This window comes from Humibacillus xanthopallidus (genome assembly GCF_006716675.1).
Taxonomy (GTDB): domain Bacteria; phylum Actinomycetota; class Actinomycetes; order Actinomycetales; family Dermatophilaceae; genus Humibacillus; species Humibacillus xanthopallidus_B.
Map to the genome: position 1 here is coordinate 973466 of NZ_VFPM01000003.1, position 16852 is coordinate 990317.

18 protein-coding genes and 2 tRNA genes are annotated in these 16852 nt (G+C 70.6%); 8 read left to right on the top strand and 12 right to left on the bottom strand.

Features of this window, described 5'->3' with window-relative positions:
- The 5 genes from FBY41_RS19450 (at position 1) to FBY41_RS19470 (ending at position 5348) form a co-directional block, all read left to right on the top strand.
- On the top strand, positions 1–1041 hold the full coding sequence (locus FBY41_RS19450; RefSeq protein WP_141846081.1) for an AAA family ATPase: 1041 nt from the start codon (positions 1–3) through the stop codon (positions 1039–1041).
- Positions 1038–2351: a DUF58 domain-containing protein gene (locus FBY41_RS19455; RefSeq protein ID WP_141846083.1), complete on the top strand. Its 1314-nt coding sequence runs from the start codon at positions 1038–1040 to the stop codon at positions 2349–2351. The genes FBY41_RS19450 and FBY41_RS19455 overlap by 4 nt, the downstream gene beginning before the upstream one ends.
- 4 nt (positions 2352–2355) lie before the next feature.
- On the top strand, positions 2356–2931 hold the full coding sequence (locus FBY41_RS19460) for a hypothetical protein (protein ID WP_141846085.1): 576 nt from the start codon (positions 2356–2358) through the stop codon (positions 2929–2931).
- 169 nt (positions 2932–3100) lie between these two features.
- A complete protein-coding gene (locus FBY41_RS19465) occupies positions 3101–3739 on the top strand; it encodes a TetR-like C-terminal domain-containing protein (protein ID WP_260439910.1) in 639 nt (212 codons plus the stop codon).
- A 55-nt stretch (positions 3740–3794) separates the two neighbouring features.
- Positions 3795–5348, top strand: coding sequence for an MFS transporter (locus tag FBY41_RS19470; protein WP_141846089.1), 1554 nt, complete (start codon positions 3795–3797; stop codon positions 5346–5348).
- A 112-nt stretch (positions 5349–5460) separates the two neighbouring features.
- On the opposite strand, the gene FBY41_RS19475 is transcribed toward FBY41_RS19470, so the two are convergent.
- Together FBY41_RS19475 and clpX are read right to left on the bottom strand one after the other, a co-directional pair.
- A complete protein-coding gene (locus FBY41_RS19475) occupies positions 5461–6114 on the bottom strand; it encodes a hypothetical protein (protein WP_141846091.1) in 654 nt (217 codons plus the stop codon).
- A 46-nt stretch (positions 6115–6160) separates the two neighbouring features.
- Entirely contained in the window at positions 6161–7438 is a 1278-nt protein-coding gene (clpX, locus tag FBY41_RS19480) for an ATP-dependent Clp protease ATP-binding subunit ClpX (RefSeq protein ID WP_141846093.1), read from the bottom strand.
- A 443-nt stretch (positions 7439–7881) separates the two neighbouring features.
- On the opposite strand from clpX, the gene FBY41_RS19485 reads away from it, so the two are divergent.
- On the top strand, positions 7882–8811 hold the full coding sequence (locus FBY41_RS19485) for a hypothetical protein (protein WP_260439911.1): 930 nt from the start codon (positions 7882–7884) through the stop codon (positions 8809–8811).
- Positions 8812–9074: 263 nt separating this feature from the next.
- On the opposite strand, the gene FBY41_RS19490 is transcribed toward FBY41_RS19485, so the two are convergent.
- From FBY41_RS19490 to tig, 5 genes are all read right to left on the bottom strand, one after another.
- A complete protein-coding gene (locus tag FBY41_RS19490) occupies positions 9075–9329 on the bottom strand; it encodes an acyl-CoA-binding protein (RefSeq protein ID WP_141846095.1) in 255 nt (84 codons plus the stop codon).
- 94 nt (positions 9330–9423) lie between these two features.
- Positions 9424–10080 carry an ATP-dependent Clp protease proteolytic subunit gene (locus FBY41_RS19495; protein WP_141821356.1) on the bottom strand — a complete coding sequence of 219 codons (657 nt, stop codon included), beginning with the start codon at positions 10078–10080 and terminating at the stop codon, positions 9424–9426.
- Between the two features lie 33 nt (positions 10081–10113).
- The gene (locus FBY41_RS19500; RefSeq protein WP_141846097.1) at positions 10114–10752 is read right to left on the bottom strand and encodes an ATP-dependent Clp protease proteolytic subunit; all 639 of its coding nucleotides are present in this window, start codon (positions 10750–10752) and stop codon (positions 10114–10116) included.
- A 269-nt stretch (positions 10753–11021) separates the two neighbouring features.
- Complete coding sequence (locus FBY41_RS19505; RefSeq protein ID WP_141846098.1) at positions 11022–11330, bottom strand: hypothetical protein; 309 nt, start codon at positions 11328–11330, stop codon at positions 11022–11024.
- A 151-nt stretch (positions 11331–11481) separates the two neighbouring features.
- On the bottom strand, positions 11482–12855 hold the full coding sequence (gene tig, locus FBY41_RS19510) for a trigger factor (protein ID WP_141846100.1): 1374 nt from the start codon (positions 12853–12855) through the stop codon (positions 11482–11484).
- Between the two features lie 136 nt (positions 12856–12991).
- Between tig and FBY41_RS19515 the strand changes: the two genes are divergently transcribed.
- Positions 12992–13519 (top strand): hypothetical protein, encoded by a 528-nt coding sequence (locus FBY41_RS19515; protein WP_141846102.1) that lies wholly within the window; start codon positions 12992–12994, stop codon positions 13517–13519.
- 83 nt (positions 13520–13602) lie between these two features.
- On the opposite strand, the gene FBY41_RS19520 is transcribed toward FBY41_RS19515, so the two are convergent.
- Both FBY41_RS19520 and FBY41_RS19525 read right to left on the bottom strand, forming a co-directional pair.
- The gene (locus tag FBY41_RS19520; RefSeq protein WP_141846104.1) at positions 13603–13899 is read right to left on the bottom strand and encodes a DUF2087 domain-containing protein; all 297 of its coding nucleotides are present in this window, start codon (positions 13897–13899) and stop codon (positions 13603–13605) included.
- Positions 13900–13950: 51 nt separating this feature from the next.
- Positions 13951–14024, bottom strand: a tRNA-Gly gene (locus tag FBY41_RS19525).
- A 117-nt stretch (positions 14025–14141) separates the two neighbouring features.
- Between FBY41_RS19525 and FBY41_RS19530 the strand changes: the two genes are divergently transcribed.
- A tRNA-Pro gene (locus FBY41_RS19530) sits at positions 14142–14215 on the top strand.
- Positions 14216–14268: 53 nt separating this feature from the next.
- Here the strand turns inward: FBY41_RS19530 and trmB are convergent.
- From trmB to FBY41_RS19545, 3 genes are all read right to left on the bottom strand, one after another.
- Positions 14269–15006, bottom strand: a complete 738-nt coding sequence (gene trmB, locus FBY41_RS19535) for a tRNA (guanosine(46)-N7)-methyltransferase TrmB (protein ID WP_141846106.1) — start codon at positions 15004–15006, stop codon at positions 14269–14271.
- 131 nt (positions 15007–15137) lie between these two features.
- Positions 15138–16253: a PP2C family protein-serine/threonine phosphatase gene (locus FBY41_RS19540; protein WP_141846108.1), complete on the bottom strand. Its 1116-nt coding sequence runs from the start codon at positions 16251–16253 to the stop codon at positions 15138–15140.
- A 49-nt stretch (positions 16254–16302) separates the two neighbouring features.
- Positions 16303–16785 (bottom strand): ribose-5-phosphate isomerase, encoded by a 483-nt coding sequence (locus FBY41_RS19545; RefSeq protein ID WP_141846110.1) that lies wholly within the window; start codon positions 16783–16785, stop codon positions 16303–16305.
- Positions 16786–16852: the final 67 nt, after the last annotated feature.

Here is a 16852-nt window from a genome sequence, read left to right on the forward strand (position 1 = left end):
ATGAGTGAACCCCGAGGCGACACCCCGGCGAGGATCGACATCGCCCGCGCGAGCGAGCTCGCGGGCCGGGTGCTCGACGAGGTCGACCGGGCCGTCGTCGGCAAGCGCGAGGCGCTCACGCTCGTGCTCGCCGGCATCCTCGCTGGCGGACACGTGCTCATGGAGGACTTCCCGGGGCTCGGCAAGACGCTCGCCGCCCGCAGCTTCGCGCAGGCGCTCGGCCTCGACTTCAAGCGGGCCCAGTTCACCCCCGACCTGCTGCCCGGCGACATCACGGGGTCGTTCATCTTCGACCAGCGCACGGGTGACTTCGAGTTCCGCGCCGGGCCGCTCTTCACCGGGCTGCTGCTCGCCGACGAGATCAACCGCACGCCCCCGAAGACCCAGGCGGCCCTGCTCGAGGCGATGCAGGAGAAGCAGGTCACCGTCGAGGGCCGCACGTTCCAGCTGCCGCGGCCCTTCCACGTGCTCGCGACCGCGAATCCCGTTGAGTACGAAGGCACCTACCCCCTCCCGGAGGCGCAGCTCGACCGCTTCCTCATGCGCGTCTCGTTCGGCTACCCGTCACTCGAGCAGGAGTGGCAGATCCTCGCGAACCGGATGGCACGCCAGCAGGAGGAGCAGGTGCTCGACGCGGTCGTCACCCCCGACGAGCTGCTCGCGATGCAGGCCGCCATCGAGGCCACGGTCGTCGACGAGTCCGTCGGGCGCTACTGCGTGGCGCTGACGGCAGCGACTCGCACCCACGGCGACGTGCTCATGGGTGCCTCCCCGCGTGGCGCGCTCGGTCTGCTGCTCTGCGCCCGGGCGTATGCCGTCGTCGACGGCCGCGACTACGTGACTCCCGAGGACGTCAAGGCCGTCGCCCACGCCGTGCTCGCGCACCGGATCACCGTCAAGCCCGAGCTGTGGATGAGCAACGTCAGCGGAGCGGGTGTCGTCGCCAGCATCCTGCGGACCGTCGACACGCCGTCGGCTCGCGAGGGGGCGGCGGGGTCGGGTGGCACCGTCGGGCCGCGCGGGGAGCGGCACGTCCCATGAACGGCAGGCGGCTGCGGGCGACGGTGTCGCGCACCCTCGGGGCCTGGGAGACGACGGCCGCGCACCAGCGGGCCATCGCGCTGGTCGGGCTCGGCGCCGTCCTCGCCGCGCTCGGACGCCGCCCCGACCTGCTCGTGATCGTCGCCCCGATCGCCGTCGCCGCGGTGTGGGGCCAGCTGGCGCGCCCGCGTGCGACCGTCGAGGCCACGGCGCGGCTCTCCGATGTCACGTTGCGTGAGGGGCAGGCCGTGGCGCTGCACGTCGTCACCGAGCCCGTGGTCCCCGACGCGCACGGGGTCGTGACGCTCGCGCGGGTGCCCTTCGTCGATCGCCAGTCCGGCAGCGGCATCGCCCTGCTCGACGACGGCACGGCCACCCTCGGAGTGCGCAGCACCCGGTGGGGGCGCCGCCGCGTCGGCACCGTGTCGGTGACCCTGACGAGCGCGTGGGGTGCCTACCGGGTGGGGCCCGAGGAGCTGCCCGACCTCGACACCGCCACGCTCCCCGTGCCGGCGGCGTTCGACGCGAGCGCCCCGACCCCGCACCCACGCGGCATCGTGGGTCTCAACCGGTCCAACCGGCCCGGGTCGGGTAGCGAGTTCAACACGATCCGCCCGTTCCATCCCGGTGACCGGCTGCGCCGCATCAGCTGGCCGGTCTCGCTGCGCACGGGCACCCTGCACGTGACCTCGACCTTCACCGACGAGGACGCCCACGTCATCCTCCTCGTCGACGCCTTCAGCGACCTCGGCCCGCGCGAGGGCATCGACGGCCGGCCCACGAGCCTCGACGTCACCGTGCGGGCTGCGGGCGCCATGAGCGAGCACTTCCTGCGGAGCAACGACCGGCTGACGCTGCGCACGGTCGGCGCTGCCGAGGTGCCTGCGCTCGGCACGGGCTCCGGCACCAACCACCTGCGGCGGGTGCTCGACACGCTCGCCCTCATCACCCCCGCGAGCGAGCGTCGCGACACCGGGGAGCACGCCCTGCGCGGGGTCGACCCCAACGCCCTGTGTCTCGTCCTCTCGCCGCTCATCGACCAGACGATGGTGTCGCTCGCACACACTCTGGCGGCGCGCGGCATGACGGTCGTCGTCGTCGACACCTTCCCGGATCACCTCGTCGCGGGCACCGGCGACGTCTACCAGTCCCTCGCCTGGCGCATGCGGCTGCTCTCGCGGGAGGCCCAGGTGAGCAGCCTGCGCCTGCGCGGGGTGCCGGTCGTGCCGTGGCGCGGCCCCGGGTCGCTCGACCAGGTGCTGCGCGACATCGCCCGTCGGTCGTCTGCCCCGCGGCTGTCGAGGCGGTGAGAACGTGCCCCCGTCCCAGCCTGCCTCGCCGCCGTCGCGCCGCCGTCGCACCTTGCGCTTCGGAGCCGGGCCCGAGTGGTCCTTCGCCCAGCTGGGGGTGACCGGCGTCGCCACAGCCGGCGTCGTCGTCTATCTCGGCGCGCTCCATCTGGCGGTCGGCGGCTTCGACGGCGTCTGGTGGCTGCTCGCCCTCGTGCCGGTCGCGCTCATGCCGTGGTCGGGGTCGGCCGCGCCGTTGGCGCTGTGGGCGGTGCTGCTCATCGGCTGGTTCGTCCTCACCCCGGAGGGGACGTACTCGTGGTGGGCCCTGCCGGCAGCCGCGGGAGCCGTCGCCGCCCACGCCGCGCATGCGCTGTCCGCGAGCTCCCCGCCCGCTGGGTCGTTCACCCGGGCGACGGTGCAGCGATGGATCCGTCACTGCCTCGTCGCCCTCTGCGCGGCCGGGGCCGTCGTCGTCGCGGTCGCCGCTCTCTCCAGCCGCGACCTGACCATCGGAGCCCTCGGACTCGTCGTGGGCCTCGCCGGGGTGGCGGCCGGGCTCGCCTGGGTGCGCACGAGCCCTCCCTCCTCGACCGACTGACGCGCCGGGGCCGCCGCGCGGCGGCGGGCGCGCGCGGCTGGCGCTCTGTCGCGTCGGCCGAAAGACGTTTGCATTCGGCCGCGGGCCGACTTACGCTGCACATGAAACGAAACAGTTTCGTTTCATCGGAGCCAGTCTCTGGGGCGAGGTAACGGGCATGGGGGTGAGCATGAACTCAGGAACGGTCAGCACGACGGACGCGACTCACGCGAGCCGTCCGCGCGTTGCCGGCGACCGGGAGCAGGAGCTCCTCGAGGCAGCGATCGACGTCCTGCGCGAGGTGGGCTACGACCGGCTGACCTTCGACGCGGTCGCTGCTGCGGCCCGCGCCTCGAAGGCCACGCTCTACCGCAAGTGGCCCCACAAGCGGGACCTCGTCATCGACGCGCTCGCCCTCTTCATCGGCTGCCCCGCCGAGGAGGACCCCGACACCGGCACCCTCCGCGGCGATCTCATCGCCCAGGCCTGTGCCGTCGGGGGTCTCGACGACGAGGTCGTCATGCAGACGTGGAGCGCCCTGCTCCCCGTCATCCACCGCGAGCCAGAGATGGCGCGCGGCATCCACGAGCGCTTCGTCGCTCCCAAGCTCGGGGCCGCACGCGCGGTCTTCGAGAACGCCCAGCGCCGGGGTGAGGTCGGCCCCGACGCCGACCTCGACACCCTCGCCATGATCCTTCCGGCCCTGTCGATCCACGAGACCTTGCTCTCGGGACGTCGGCCGGGCCAAGACCGCATTGCCGTCTTCGTGGACACCGTCGTCCTGCCGGCCTGCGCCGCCACCACCACCGACGCCGCCAGCCAGCGCTGAGCAGTCGGTGACCGGGGCGACCCACCGCACCCGCACGCCCTCGAGAGGAACACCCATGTCTTCGTCTTCGCCCTCCGTCGATGAGGTGATCGACCCGTCAGAGGAGTTCAGCTCCCACGACGCACCACCCAAACGGCTCGGTCTCGCGCTCTTCGTCATCTGCGCAGCCCAGCTCATGATCGTGCTCGACGGCACGATCGTGAACATCGCTCTCCCCCACATCGAGGAGGACCTCGGCTTCAGCCAGGCCAACCTCCAGTGGGTCATCACCATCTACACCCTCGCCTTCGGCGGCTTCCTGCTGCTCGGCGGCCGCCTCGGTGACCTCTACGGGCGCCGACGGATGTTCGTCTGGGGCGTGGCCCTCTTCACGCTCGCCTCGCTCGGTGCCGGCATCGCCCAGACCGAGGGGCAGATGCTCGTCGCTCGCGCCGTCCAGGGCCTCGGTGGCGCCCTTGCGGCTCCGAACGCCCTCGCGCTCATCACGACGACGTTCCCGGCCGGCAAGGAGCGCAACAAGGCGATGGGTGTCTTCGCCGCCATGTCGGGCGCCGGAGCGGCCATCGGCCTCATCCTCGGTGGAGTCCTCACCGAGATCGACTGGCGCTGGAACTTCTTCATCAACCTGCCGATCGGCATCCTCGTCGCGTTCCTCGCACAGCGGATCCTCACCGAGTCCGAGGACGGTCGCGGCTCACTCGACATCCCCGGCGCGATCACCTCGATCGCCGGTCTGTCGTCGCTCGTCTACGGCCTGACGCACGCTGCCAGCACCTCGTGGAGCGACCCGACGACGGTCACCTACCTCGCCGTGGGCGCGGTCCTGCTCATCGCCTTCGTCATCATCGAGACGCGCGTCGCGCACCCCCTCCTGCCGATGCGCATCCCCGGTGACCGCACCCGCGGCACCTCGTACTTCGTGATGCTCATCGTGGGCGCCGGCATGTTCGCGATGTTCTACTTCCTCGGCATCTACATCCAGACGATCCTCGGCTACTCCGCGCTGACGACGGGCCTCGCCTTCCTCCCGTTCTCGGTCGGCATCGTCGTCGCCGCCCAGGTCGCCTCGCGCCTCATCGCACGGGTCGACCCGCGCTGGATCTCCGGCGCCGGCGCCGGCTTCGCGACTCTCGGCATGTGGGGCTTCACCCACCTGACCCCGCAGAGCACGTATGCCACGGACCTGCTGCCGTGGATCATCATCCTCGCCTTCGGGCTGGGCCTCATCTTCGTGCCGCTCACCCTGACGGCGGTGCACGGTGTGGCGCACGAGGACAGCTCGGTCGCCTCGGCCGTGCTCAACACGATGCAGCAGGTCGGCGGCACCCTCGGGCTCGCGACGCTCAGCACGATCTTCGTCAACAACCTCAACGACAAGGTTGCCGAGCTCACCGCGAAGATGCCCCAGGGCGGCACTGCACCGACCCAGGACCAGCTGGCGGCAGCGCAGAAGATGATCGCCGACGAGGCGTTCACCTACGGCGCGAGCAAGGCCTACCTCGTCGCGGCGATCATGATCGCGGTCGGCGGCATCATCACGCTCGTGTTCCTCAACGTCAAGCACGAGGAGCTCGCACACGACGGGGCGGCCCCCGCCCACATGGGCTGACGCCCCTCACTCCCCAATCGACAGAGCAGTTCGTCGTCGCCGGCCGGGCCCCCGCGGTCCGCGTGGCGGCCGACGAACTGCTCTTTCGATTTCTGCCTGGGGAGCGTCCTGGCTACCGGCCCGGTCGCGCCCAGACGACGGCCCAGGGGACATCCCAGCCGGCCAGCCGGAGCCTGCAGTCGACAAAGGGCCGGTGCGGCAGGTCGACGACGCGCCCGACGGACGGCTCGTAGACGTCGAGGTCCTGGTCCCCCGTCGAGGGCATCACGAGGACGACGTGCCGAGGCAGGCGCGCGTTGCCGATGTAGAGCAACGCGGGACGTCCGTCGCGCACCCGAGCCCGCAGTGCGGCATACGCCCCCTCGAGCCCGGCGCGGCCACGGTGGCGCAGCCACGTGACCTCGTAGCCGGTCCCCGGCGCCGAGGCTCCGAGCTCGAGCTCGTGGCGGGCACCCCACGGCGGGGTGCCGAGTGCGCACGGCCACGGGATCTGGACCCTGCCCCCGGCACCGACGAGCCCGTTGGTGCGGCCGGCCACGACCTGCTCGTAGTCGGCGAAGCGCCGCTGAGCGCTGCCCCCGCCACCCGCGAGGGAACGGGACCCGCCACCGTCGCGCGCCCCTTTCGGTATGCCGTCACGGATCCACGCGGCAAAGGCGGGGTCGACGAGCATACGGGCGACCGTCAGCGACGCAGACCCACACGTCGTGCTCGTCTGCTGCACGGGTGCGCTGTCACCGGCTGCGAGCCGGAAGGGGGCAGCCACGACTCAGCCTCCGTTCACCTGCACATGGCGCCAGCGGGCTTGCGGGTCAGGCAGATTCCTTGCGCTGGCGCTTGGCGCGCGGCTCGACCTCGCGGCGCACGATCGTCGGGTTGACGTTGTCGAGCACGACCTCGCGAGTCACGACGACGCGGGCGATGCCGTCGTCGCTCGGCACGTCGAACATCACCGGGAGCAGCACTTCCTCCATGATCGCGCGCAGCCCGCGGGCACCGGTGCCGCGCAGCAGGGCCTGGTCGGCCACCGCCTCGATCGCGTCGTCGGTGAACTCGAGCTCGACGCCGTCGATCTCGAACATCTTCTGGTACTGCTTGACGAGCGCGTTGCGCGGCGCCGTGAGGATGTTGACGAGGGCCTGCTGGTCGAGCGGCGTCAGCGTCGTGAGCACCGGCAGGCGGCCGATGAACTCGGGGATGAGCCCGAACTTCAGCAGGTCCTCGGGCATGACGTCGGAGAAGCTGTCGCCGAGGTCCTTGGGGTTGTGCAGCGGCTGCCCGAAGCCGAGCCCCTTGCGGCCCGACCGCGACTCGATGATCTTCTCGAGGCCGGCGAACGCGCCGCCGACGATGAAGAGCACGTTGGTCGTGTCGATCTGGATGAACTCCTGGTGGGGGTGCTTGCGCCCACCCTGGGGCGGCACGGACGCCGTCGTGCCCTCGAGGATCTTGAGCAGGGCCTGCTGCACGCCCTCGCCGGAGACGTCACGCGTGATCGAGGGGTTCTCGCTCTTGCGGGCGATCTTGTCGACCTCGTCGATGTAGATGATGCCGGTCTCGGCCTTCTTGACGTCGTAGTCGGCGGCCTGGATGAGCTTGAGGAGGATGTTCTCGACGTCCTCGCCGACGTAGCCGGCCTCGGTCAGCGCCGTCGCGTCGGCGATGGCGAACGGGACGTTGAGCATCTTGGCGAGCGTCTGGGCGAGGTAGGTCTTGCCCGAGCCCGTGGGGCCGATGAGCAGGATGTTGGACTTGGCGATGTCGACGTGCTCGTCGTCGCGCTTGGGACCCTCACCGGCTTGGATGCGCTTGTAGTGGTTGTAGACGGCGACGGCGAGGGACTTCTTCGCGGTGTCCTGGCCGACGACGTAGTTCTGGAGGAAGTCGAAGATCTCGCGGGGCTTGGGCAGGTGGTCGAGACCCAGCTCGCTGCTCTCGGCGAGCTCCTCCTCGATGATCTCGTTGCAGAGGTCGATGCACTCGTCGCAGATGTAGACCCCCGGACCGGCGATCAGCTTCTTGACCTGCTTCTGGCTCTTCCCGCAGAAAGAGCACTTGAGGAGGTCTCCGCCTTCTCCGATGCGTGCCACCGATTCGCTCCTGGTCCGTCGGCGCCGAACGTGGGGGTTCGATCGGCAGACCCCACCCCGGGGCCGACTCCTATTAGACGACGGACGGACCCATCCTCGCTCGCGCAACGCCGTTTGTCCGCTGATGGCGGACAAACGACGCCCCTGTGACTAGAACCCCGTTCCACCGAATAACCGCAGGTCAGCGCCCCCGCCCCACCACCCCGCCCGGGCGACCAAACGTGCGGCCTGACCCCCGAAACCCCGCGCTTCTCGCCGCCCGGGCTACCGAATGTGCGGTCCTGCCTCGCCCGCCGCACCTGTGATCGCCCGGGCCACCAAAACCGCGGTCTCAGGGCCCATCCGCCGCACTTTCCGTAGCCCGGGCGACGAAGAGTGCCATCGCTCCACGGCCTGTGGATGACCATCGATGCCGTCGGCCCGTTGCGGCGACGATCGATGCCATGACCGCGCCTGCCCTCGGACCCTTCCGGCTGAGCTCAGAAGACGCACCGCGTGTGACGGGCTGGGGCCGTCGCCGAGGGCGTGTCCGCAGGCTCTTCCACGACGTCTACGTCTCCGCAAAGGTCCCGATCACCCCGGAGGTCCTCGCTCGGGGCGCGCTGCTCCTCGCCGAGCCGGGGAGCTACGTCTCCCACCACACCGCGGCGCGCCTCTGGGGCGGGATCGTGCCGGACACCGACCGCACCGACGTGACCTCCCCCCGGGTGCGCCTCCGTGCCACCGGCATTCTGGGCCACCGCGTGCGTGCGAATGCCGAGGTGACGACCTTTCACGGCATACCTCTGACGACGCCGGTCCAGACCTTCCTCGACCTCGGTCTCTACCTCGACCTCGTCGACCTCGTCGTCCTCGGCGACTCGCTCGTCCGGGCCAACCGCGTGACTGTCCGTGAGCTGGTTGAGCAGGCCGCCCGTCGCCGGGGGCCGGGGTCGCGCCGAGCACGCGTGGCCGCAGCCCTCGTGCGAGCCGGGGTGGACTCGGGCATGGAGTCTCGACTTCGCATGCTGATGGTCCTCGCCGGCCTTCCCGAGCCGGTCATCAACCACAAGATCTACTGGGCTGACGGCACCGTTCGTTGGAGGTTCGACCTCAGCTTCCCGCAGTTCCGGCTCATCATCGAGTACGACGGCCGACAGCACGCGGACTCGCCCACGCAATGGCGTGGTGACGTGGGGCGTCGCGAGTGGTTCGACGACAACGACTGGCGCATCGTGGTCTCCGGATCGACCGACATCTACCGGACGCCGGCTCGCACGCTCACCCGCATCACCGGCGCCATGCGGGCCCGGGGCATGGCCGTGCCGCGCCTCAGGGAGGACTGGCGTCGCCACTTCCCCAGCATGCCCGAGGACCTGGCCCACCCCGCCTGAGCGGCCGCGTGACCGCACACTCGGTAGCCCGGGCGACGAGAGTGCCGGCGCGGGGCCGGATCCACCGCACACTCGGTAGCCCGGGCGGTGAGAGTGCCGGCACGGGGCCGGATCCGCTGCACATTCGGTAGCCCGGGCGGCGAGAGTGCCGGCACGGGGCCGGATCCACCGCACGTTCGGTAGCCCGGGCGACCAAAGTGCCGGCACGTGGCGGGATCCGCCGCACGTTCGGTAGCCCGGGCGGCCAAAAACGGGTGGGCGGGTCAGGACGACGTGAGGTCGCGCACGATCGCGATGTACTGCTCCTCGGCGGCCTCCGGAGCGGTGCCCGACACCTTTGCCCAGGCGTCGTACTTCGCTCGCCCCACCGGGTTCATCATCCCCGGCCGCGAGCCGGAGACGTCGCCCGCCGTGGCCTGCTTGTAGAGCGCGTAGAGACGCAGCTTGACGTCGTTGCCGGGGTCGCGGGTCAGGCCCTTGACGCTCTCGACGGCGGACTCGAACTCAGCACTGGCCATGCGCCCCAACATAGCCGTATGCCGCGGGGCCCGGTCGAGTCGACCGAGCCCCGCGGCATACGGGGTGGAGGGTGCGAGTCGTGCTGGCGTCAGCTCACTGCTCGAGCGAGGCCTTGCGCGAGGCGAGCACCTCGTCGATGAGGCCGTACTCCTTGGCCGCCTCGGACGAGAGGATCTTGTCGCGCTCGATGTCGCTGCGGACCTGCTCCGACGTGCGGCCGGTGTGGTGGGCCATCGTGTCCTCGAGCCAGGTGCGCATGCGCAGCACCTCGTTGGCCTGGATCTCGATGTCGGAGGCCTGGCCGTAGTCGCCGCCCGAGAGCGCCGGCTGGTGGATGAGGATGCGGGCGTTCGGCAGGGCGAAGCGCTTGCCGGGCGCACCCGCACCGAGGAGCACCGCCGCAGCCGAGGCCGCCTGTCCGATGACGAACGTCTGGATGTCGGGCCGGACGAACTGCATCGTGTCGTAGATCGCCGTCATGGCGGTGAAGGAGCCACCCGGGCTGTTGATGTACATGAGGATGTCGCGGTCGGGGTCGAGCGACTCCAGCACGAGCAGCTGCGCGATGATGTCGTCGGCCGACGCGTCGTCGACCTGCACGCCGAGGAAGATGATGCGGTCCTCGAAGAGCTTGTTGTAGGGGTCGGACCGCTTCATGCCGTAGGAGGTGCGCTCCTCGAACTGCGGCAGGATGTAGCGGCTCGACGGCTGGGCCACGTCGCCGAGGCGCGCGGTGGGGTTGATCATCATGGGTATCTCCAAGTCCTCTTCAGGCCCGCGGGGTCAGTTCTCGGCCTTGGCGTCGGCCTGGCCGACGCCCTTGCCCTCGACCGCCTGGTCGGAGCGGCTGAAGACGTGGTCGACGAAGCCGTACTCCTTGGCCTCCTCCGCGCTGAACCAGCGGTCGCGGTCGGAGTCCTTCTCGATCTGCTCGACGGTCTGCCCGGTGTGCTGGGCGATGAGCTCGGCCATCTGCTTCTTGACGTAGAGCATCTGCTCGGCCTGGATCTTGATGTCGGTGGCGGTGCCGCCGATGCCGCCCGAGGGCTGGTGCATCATGACGCGCGCGTGGGGCGTCGCGTAGCGCTTGCCCTTCGTGCCGGCCGAGAGGAGGAACTGACCCATCGAGGCGGCCATGCCCATGGCGACGGTGGCGACGTCGTTGGGGATCCAGTTCATCGTGTCGAAGATGGCCATGCCGGCGGAGATCGAGCCGCCCGGGCTGTTGATGTAGAGCCAGATGTCCTTCTCGGGGTCCTCGGCCGAGAGCAGCAGCAGCTGCGCCGCGATCGCGTTCGCGTTGTCGTCGCGCACGTCGGAGCCGAGGAAGATGATCCGCTCCTTGAGCAGGCGGTTGTAGATGTGGTCGTCCAGACCACCCGGCATGCCGTTGCCGTTGGCGGAGGTCTCCGAAATCACCATGTCTCCATCGTTCGAAGTGGTCCAGTCGCACGGGCCCACCCGAGGGTGAGCGGTCGCCGGCTGGCTCGTCACTGACCCTAACGCGAGAGGTGGGGAGCAGATTTCCCGAACCGCGCCGTGTTCGCCCTGAGCGCACAAACCTGAGCGGTGGGCGCGCAACACTGAGCCGGTGGCACGCCAGACCCCGCCGGGGTATGCCGTCCGGCGGGGTCCGAGGGGCAGCGGCGCCCCGTGGTGGTGCTGTCGAGCCGTCCCGACGACGCCGCGAGCTACTGCGCGAGCCCGTTGTCCTGGCCGGAGCCGCCGGCGTCCGAGGCGCTGCCGTCGGGGTGGGCCGCGCCGGTGTCGCGCGAGTCGCCGGAGTCGCTCGAGTCGAAGGAGCCGTTGCCGCCCGCCTCGTCGAGGGCGCGGTCGCGAGGCTCGTCGACGGCGTTGCTGCCATCCAGGTTGCCGCGCGCGGCGTCGTCGCCCGAGCCTTCGGCCGCGGTGCTGTCGCGCTCGGGCGGGTTCGTGCCGTCAACGTCGGCGCTGTTGATGTCGGTGTCCGCCACGTTCGCGCCGGTCTCGTCGTTGCTCATCTGCGGGGCTCCTTCTCGATCCGTCTCAGGCCAGCGGCCACCGAGCGGCGGCTTCCATGGACGTACCCCGGGCGCGCTGGTGACTACCCGGGTACGCCGGAGGCCGGCCCCCGAGCGGGAGCCGGCCTCACGGCATACCTCGTCTGAGGGGTCAGGCCTTGGCGGCAGCCTCGGTGTCGGCGGCGTCGTCGACCTCGACCACCTCGGTGACCTCGACGGACTCCGCCGAGACGACCTCGATGTCCTCGTCACCCTCGGTGCCGGGGACGGCCTCGTTGAGGTCGATGACGTTGCCCGCGGTGTCCTTGACGGCAACCTTCTCGAGGACCGACGCCAGCGCCTTGCGGCGGGCGACCTCGGCGACCATGGCGGGGATCTGGCCCTCCTGATCGAGCGACTGCGCGAACTGGTTGGGGTCCATGCCGTACTGCTGCGAGCTCATGACGAGGAACTCGATGAGCTCCTCCTGCTGGACCTGCACCTGCTCCTTCTCGGCGAGGGCGTCGAGCAGCAGCTGGGTCTTGAGGCCCTTGCGGGTGCTCTCGTCGACCTCGGCGCGGTGCTCGTCGTCCTCGAGACGCCCCTCGCCCTCGAGGTGGCTGTGCACCTCGGCGGAGACGATGCTCTCGGGGATCGGCACCTCGACCTTGTCGAGGATGACCTCGAGCAGCTGGTCGCGCGCGGCGACACCCTGGGCGAACTTCGCGTCGATCTCGGCCTTCGTCGTGAGGTCTGCCTTGAGCTCCTCGAGCGTGTCGAACTCCGAAGCCAGCTGGGCGAACTCGTCGTCGAGCTCGGGAAGCTCGCGCTCCTTGACCGCGGTGACGGTCACGGTGCACACGGCCTCCTGGCCCTCGCGGTCGCCGCCGGCGAGCGGGGCGGTGAAGGTCTTGGTCTCGTCGGCGGACATTCCGATGAGGGCCTCGTCGAGACCGTCGAGCATGTTCTTGGAACCGACCTCGTAGGAGACGCCGGTCACCTCGTCGATGTTCTCGCCCTCGATCTCGGCGGCGAGGTCGATCGAGACGAAGTCGCCGTCCTGGACGGCGCGGTCGACGCCCTTGAGCGTGCCGAAGCGAGCCCGCAGGTCGTCGAGGCGCTTCTGCACGGCCTCGTCCTCGACCTTGGCCTCGTCGACGGTGATCTCGAGGTCGGAGAAGTCGGGCAGGTCGATCTCGGGGCGCGTGTCGACCTCGGCGGTGAAGGTGAGGTCGTCACCGTCGGCGACGGGGACCGTGAGGTCGGTGATCTCGGGCTGGCCGAGCGGACGCACCGAGTTCTGCTCGATGGCCTGGCCGTAGAACGTCGGCAGGGCGTTGTTGACGGCCTCCTCGAGCACGGCGGCGCGACCGACGCGCTGCTCGATGATGCGGGCTGGGACCTTGCCCTGCCGGAAGCCGGGCACCTGGATGTGCTCGCCGATGTGCTTGATGGCGGCGTCGAGGCTCGGCTTGAGCTCCTCGAACGGGACCTCGACGGTCATCTTGACCCGGGTCGGGCTGAGGGTCTCGAGCGCACTCTTCACTGCGGGTACTCCATTGGGGTGGTGCCGACGTGTCGTCGACGGTGAACGGACGGCCAGCGCACCATGCTATCGGCCCGCACGCGGATGGCTAAATGCGCGGATCGGCGACGGGCCGCGATCACCTAGGCTCGAGGCCATGAGCGAGTCGCCGGTCCCGTCGCCCAGCCCGTTCGGCTCCCCGACGCAGGCCGCGCTCCGGCCGGTGCAGATGGTCAGCGCGATGGTCGGGATGGGCGCGCTCATGCTGTCGGCGGTGCGGATCATCGTCGAGCCGGCCGCTCCGATGCCCTCGGCGCTCGCCATCGCGATCGTGCTCGTGGCACTGGTCGGGTCCGCGCTGCTCATCCGTCGCATCGGCTACTCCGTGCCGGCCCTGCCCCACGGACTCCCCCGCGAGAACGCGGAGGCGACGAGCCTGCGCTTCTTCACCTCGACGACGATCCTGCGCACGGCCCTCGCGGAGGCGCCGGTGCTCGTGGCCTTCGCCGTGTCGTTCGCCTTCACGCCGCACAGCTGGCTGACGCTGCTCATCGCGTTGCCCGGGGGCCTCGCGCTCTTCTGGATCCACGCGTGGCCCTCACCGCGGACCGCTGCCGCGGTGGAGGAGGGCCTCGAGGCCGACGGTGCCGAGAGCTACCTCAGCGAGGCGCTCGGCTTCCGCTGAGACCCTCTTCCGCTGAGCGCCCCGCTCCTCGAGCGGAGTGCCCGCGGTATGCCGTGTGGCGCGGGGGCGCAAAGAGGTCGCGGTCAGCCGACGGTGCCACCACTACGCCAGTACTGCCCGTCGGCGCGGTCGAGGAAACCCTCCTCGACGAGGTAGCGGCGCAGGGCTGCGACGTCCGCGTGGAACGCCCGGAGTCGGTTGTTGACCTCGGTCTCGGCGTACTTCTCCCCCGGCTCGAACTCCTGCGACAGCCGGTCGAGCACGACGAGGCGCTTGCGGATCTTGGTGGGGATGCTCGTGAGGCTGCCGTCCGGGGCGAAGAAGGACCGCATCACGGCGTCCTTGTCGCGCAGCGCGTCCTGCAGGTCAGGTCGGAACATGGACTCCACCGTAGGAGCCGACACCATTGGTGGCCAACGCATTTGCTGCTGTGGAGCGGGCGACGAGAATCGAACTCGCGTGATCAGTTTGGAAGACTGAGGCTCTACCATTGAGCTACGCCCGCAGGCCGCCGACGTGACCCGGCGATCCGAGGCGCTAGCCTACTGGTTCGCGTCCCGGGAGCCGAAATCGAGTCGGCCGCGGGCGCGTTCGTGTCGCGAGCAGGAGCAGCGTGGCACGACGGGGCATGGCGCAGTTTGGTAGCGCGTCCGCTTTGGGAGCGGAAGGTCGCAGGTTCAAATCCTGTTGCCCCGACTTTGTGAAGGCACGAGCGACGAGGCGCGACGGCGGTTCCCTCTTGGCCGCGCTCAGACGAGGTCGAGGCGCAGCTCGGTGATCTCGCGTCCGGCCGCGATGCCCTTGGCCTCGAAGCCGGCGGAGGGCCGCCACGAGGGCCGCTCCACGCGACGGGCCGCGAAGCGCGGGTGGCCGGCGACCTCGTCGAGCACGTGCCGGGCGTAGAAGTCCTGGTCGGTCGCGATGAGCACGTGTCCGCCGGGGCGCAGCACGCGCGCGAGCAGGTCGAGGTTGGTGGGGCTGACGAAGCGACGCTTCGTGTGCTTCTTCTTGCGCCAGGGGTCGGGGAAGAAGAGGTGGATCGCATCGAACGTGCCATCGGCCACGCGCTGCTGGAGGAAGAGCACCGCGTCGCCCTCCTCGATGCGCAGGTTGGGCACCCCGGCCTCGTCCGCGCTGGCGAGCATCCGCGCGAGCCCGGGGGTGTGGACGTCCATGGCGACGAGGTCGTGCTCGGGGAAGGCAGCGGCATACGCGATGGCGGCGTGCCCGTGGCCGCAGCCGATCTCGAGCACGACGGGGGCGACCCGTCCGAAGGTCGCCCGCGCGTCGAACGGTCCGGGGGGTAGTGCCCGTGAGGGAGCGAGCCGCTCCATCCGGTCGCGCGTGAGGGTCGAGCGGCGACCGCGACGGACGAAGCTGCGGACCCTCGCCGGCGAGACCCCCGGCGGCAGGTCGGGCACCCCGGGCTCGGTCGATCGGATGGATCCGGCATCGTCGGTCGTCGGCTCGGCGGGGTGCTCGCTCACGCAGGCATCGTAGTGACGGCCCGGCACGAGGCCGTCGCCCGCACGACGACCCCCGGATGGGGCGCCGGTACGTGGCGGCAGCCCGAGAGGCCCCGAGAGGCCCTGAGAGGCGCCGAGAAGCCCCGAGGGGCTCAGCCGCGCCAGATGGTGACGACGGCGCGGTCGTCGCCGAGCCCTGCGGCAGCCTGGTCGCACAACCGTTGGGCCAGCCCTTCGAACCCGGTGCGGATGAAGGACTCCGCCCGGCCGAGCATGCGGTCGATGCCGTCGGTGAGGGCCTTGTCGCGGGCCTCGATCACGCCGTCGCTGTAGAGCACGAGGGCGTCGCCGCGGCGGATGACACCGGACTCGCGCGGGAACTGCGCCCCTTCGATGACGCCGAGGAGCGGCCCGCGACCACCGGCGAGCATCCGCCACCGCCCGGAGCCGGCGGCGTACTGAGCGGCAGCCGGGTGGCCGGCATACCCGATGGTGAACTCGCCCGTCTCGAGGTCGAGGGCGACGTGAACTGCCGTGGCGAAGCCCTCGGACCAGCGCAGGCGCAGCAGGTGGTTGTTGGCCGACGGGAGGAAGCCCCCTTCGCTCATCTCGCCGAGGAGCCCGCCCAGCGCGCCGGAGAGCAGGAGCGACCGGGCACCGGCCTCGCGCCCCTTGCCCGAGACGTCGACGAGCGCCACCTCGAGCATGCGCCCGTCGGTCGACCGGTTGGCGACGACGAAGTCGCCGGCGAAGCCGTCGCCGTAGGCGGACTCGAGGGCCACCTCGGCGCCCCACGGTGGAGGAAGCGTCGGCAGCTCGCCCTGGGCCCGGAGCCGGTCGCGCATGTCGACGAGCATCGACTCACCGCCGACCCCCACGACGCCGGCCTCGGCGCGAGCGTGCGAGAGCCACAGCATGAGCACCATCGTGGCGACGGTGACGAGCTGGGCACCGAGCGTCGCCGACTTCGCGGTCCCGAGGACGACCCCCAGCGTCGCCATCGCGAGGAAGAGCCCGACGAAGACGACGATGAGCAGACGCGGCTCGAGGAAGAGGCCTGAGGCGACGACGAGGAAGGTGTAGACCCCCCACGGCACCTGCTGCGGCCAGACGGCGATCGCGAGGCTCACGACCACGCCGAGCAGCAGGAAGGACGTGACGATCAGCCACGGTGCACGCACGAGCCACTGGCCGAACGACCGGAGCCGTCGAACCGGTCCTGCGGGGTAGCGGGCGCGCCGAGAGACGATGCTCTCGTTGATGGCCACGTGCCCCCCTCTCGCGCGCTGAGGGGGACCGGACCCGGGGCCGTCGGGTTCAGCTGACACCCGACTCCGGAAGCGCCGGAAGGTCACCCGTGCTCTCGTACGCGGTCACCATACCCAGCCGACGGCTGTGCCGCGCCTCATCGGTGAATTCGGTCGAGACGAACGTGTCGACGATCTCCTTGGCGACGTCGGTGGCGGTGAAGCGCGCACCGATCGAGACCACCTGCGCGTTGTTGTGTTCCCTTGCGAGAGAGGCGAGCTCAGCCGACCATGCGAGGGCGGCGCGGATGCCTCGCACCTTGTTGGCGGCGATCTGCTCACCGTTGCCCGAGCCACCAAGGACGACTCCGAGCGACCCCTCGTCGGCCGCCACGGCCTCCGCCGCTCGCAGCACGTAGACGGGGTAGTCGTCCTGCGCGTCGTAGTCCGCCGGACCGTGGTCGACGACGTCGTGCCCGCCGTCGGTGAGGTGGGCGACGAGGGCGCGCTGGAGCTCGTATGCCGCGTGGTCGCCGCCGATGTGGATGCGCATGTCCGTCCTTGGGTGGGTGCGTCGAGGAGGGGGTTCGGAGAGGTCGAGCGGGTCGCCGGGAAGGGGC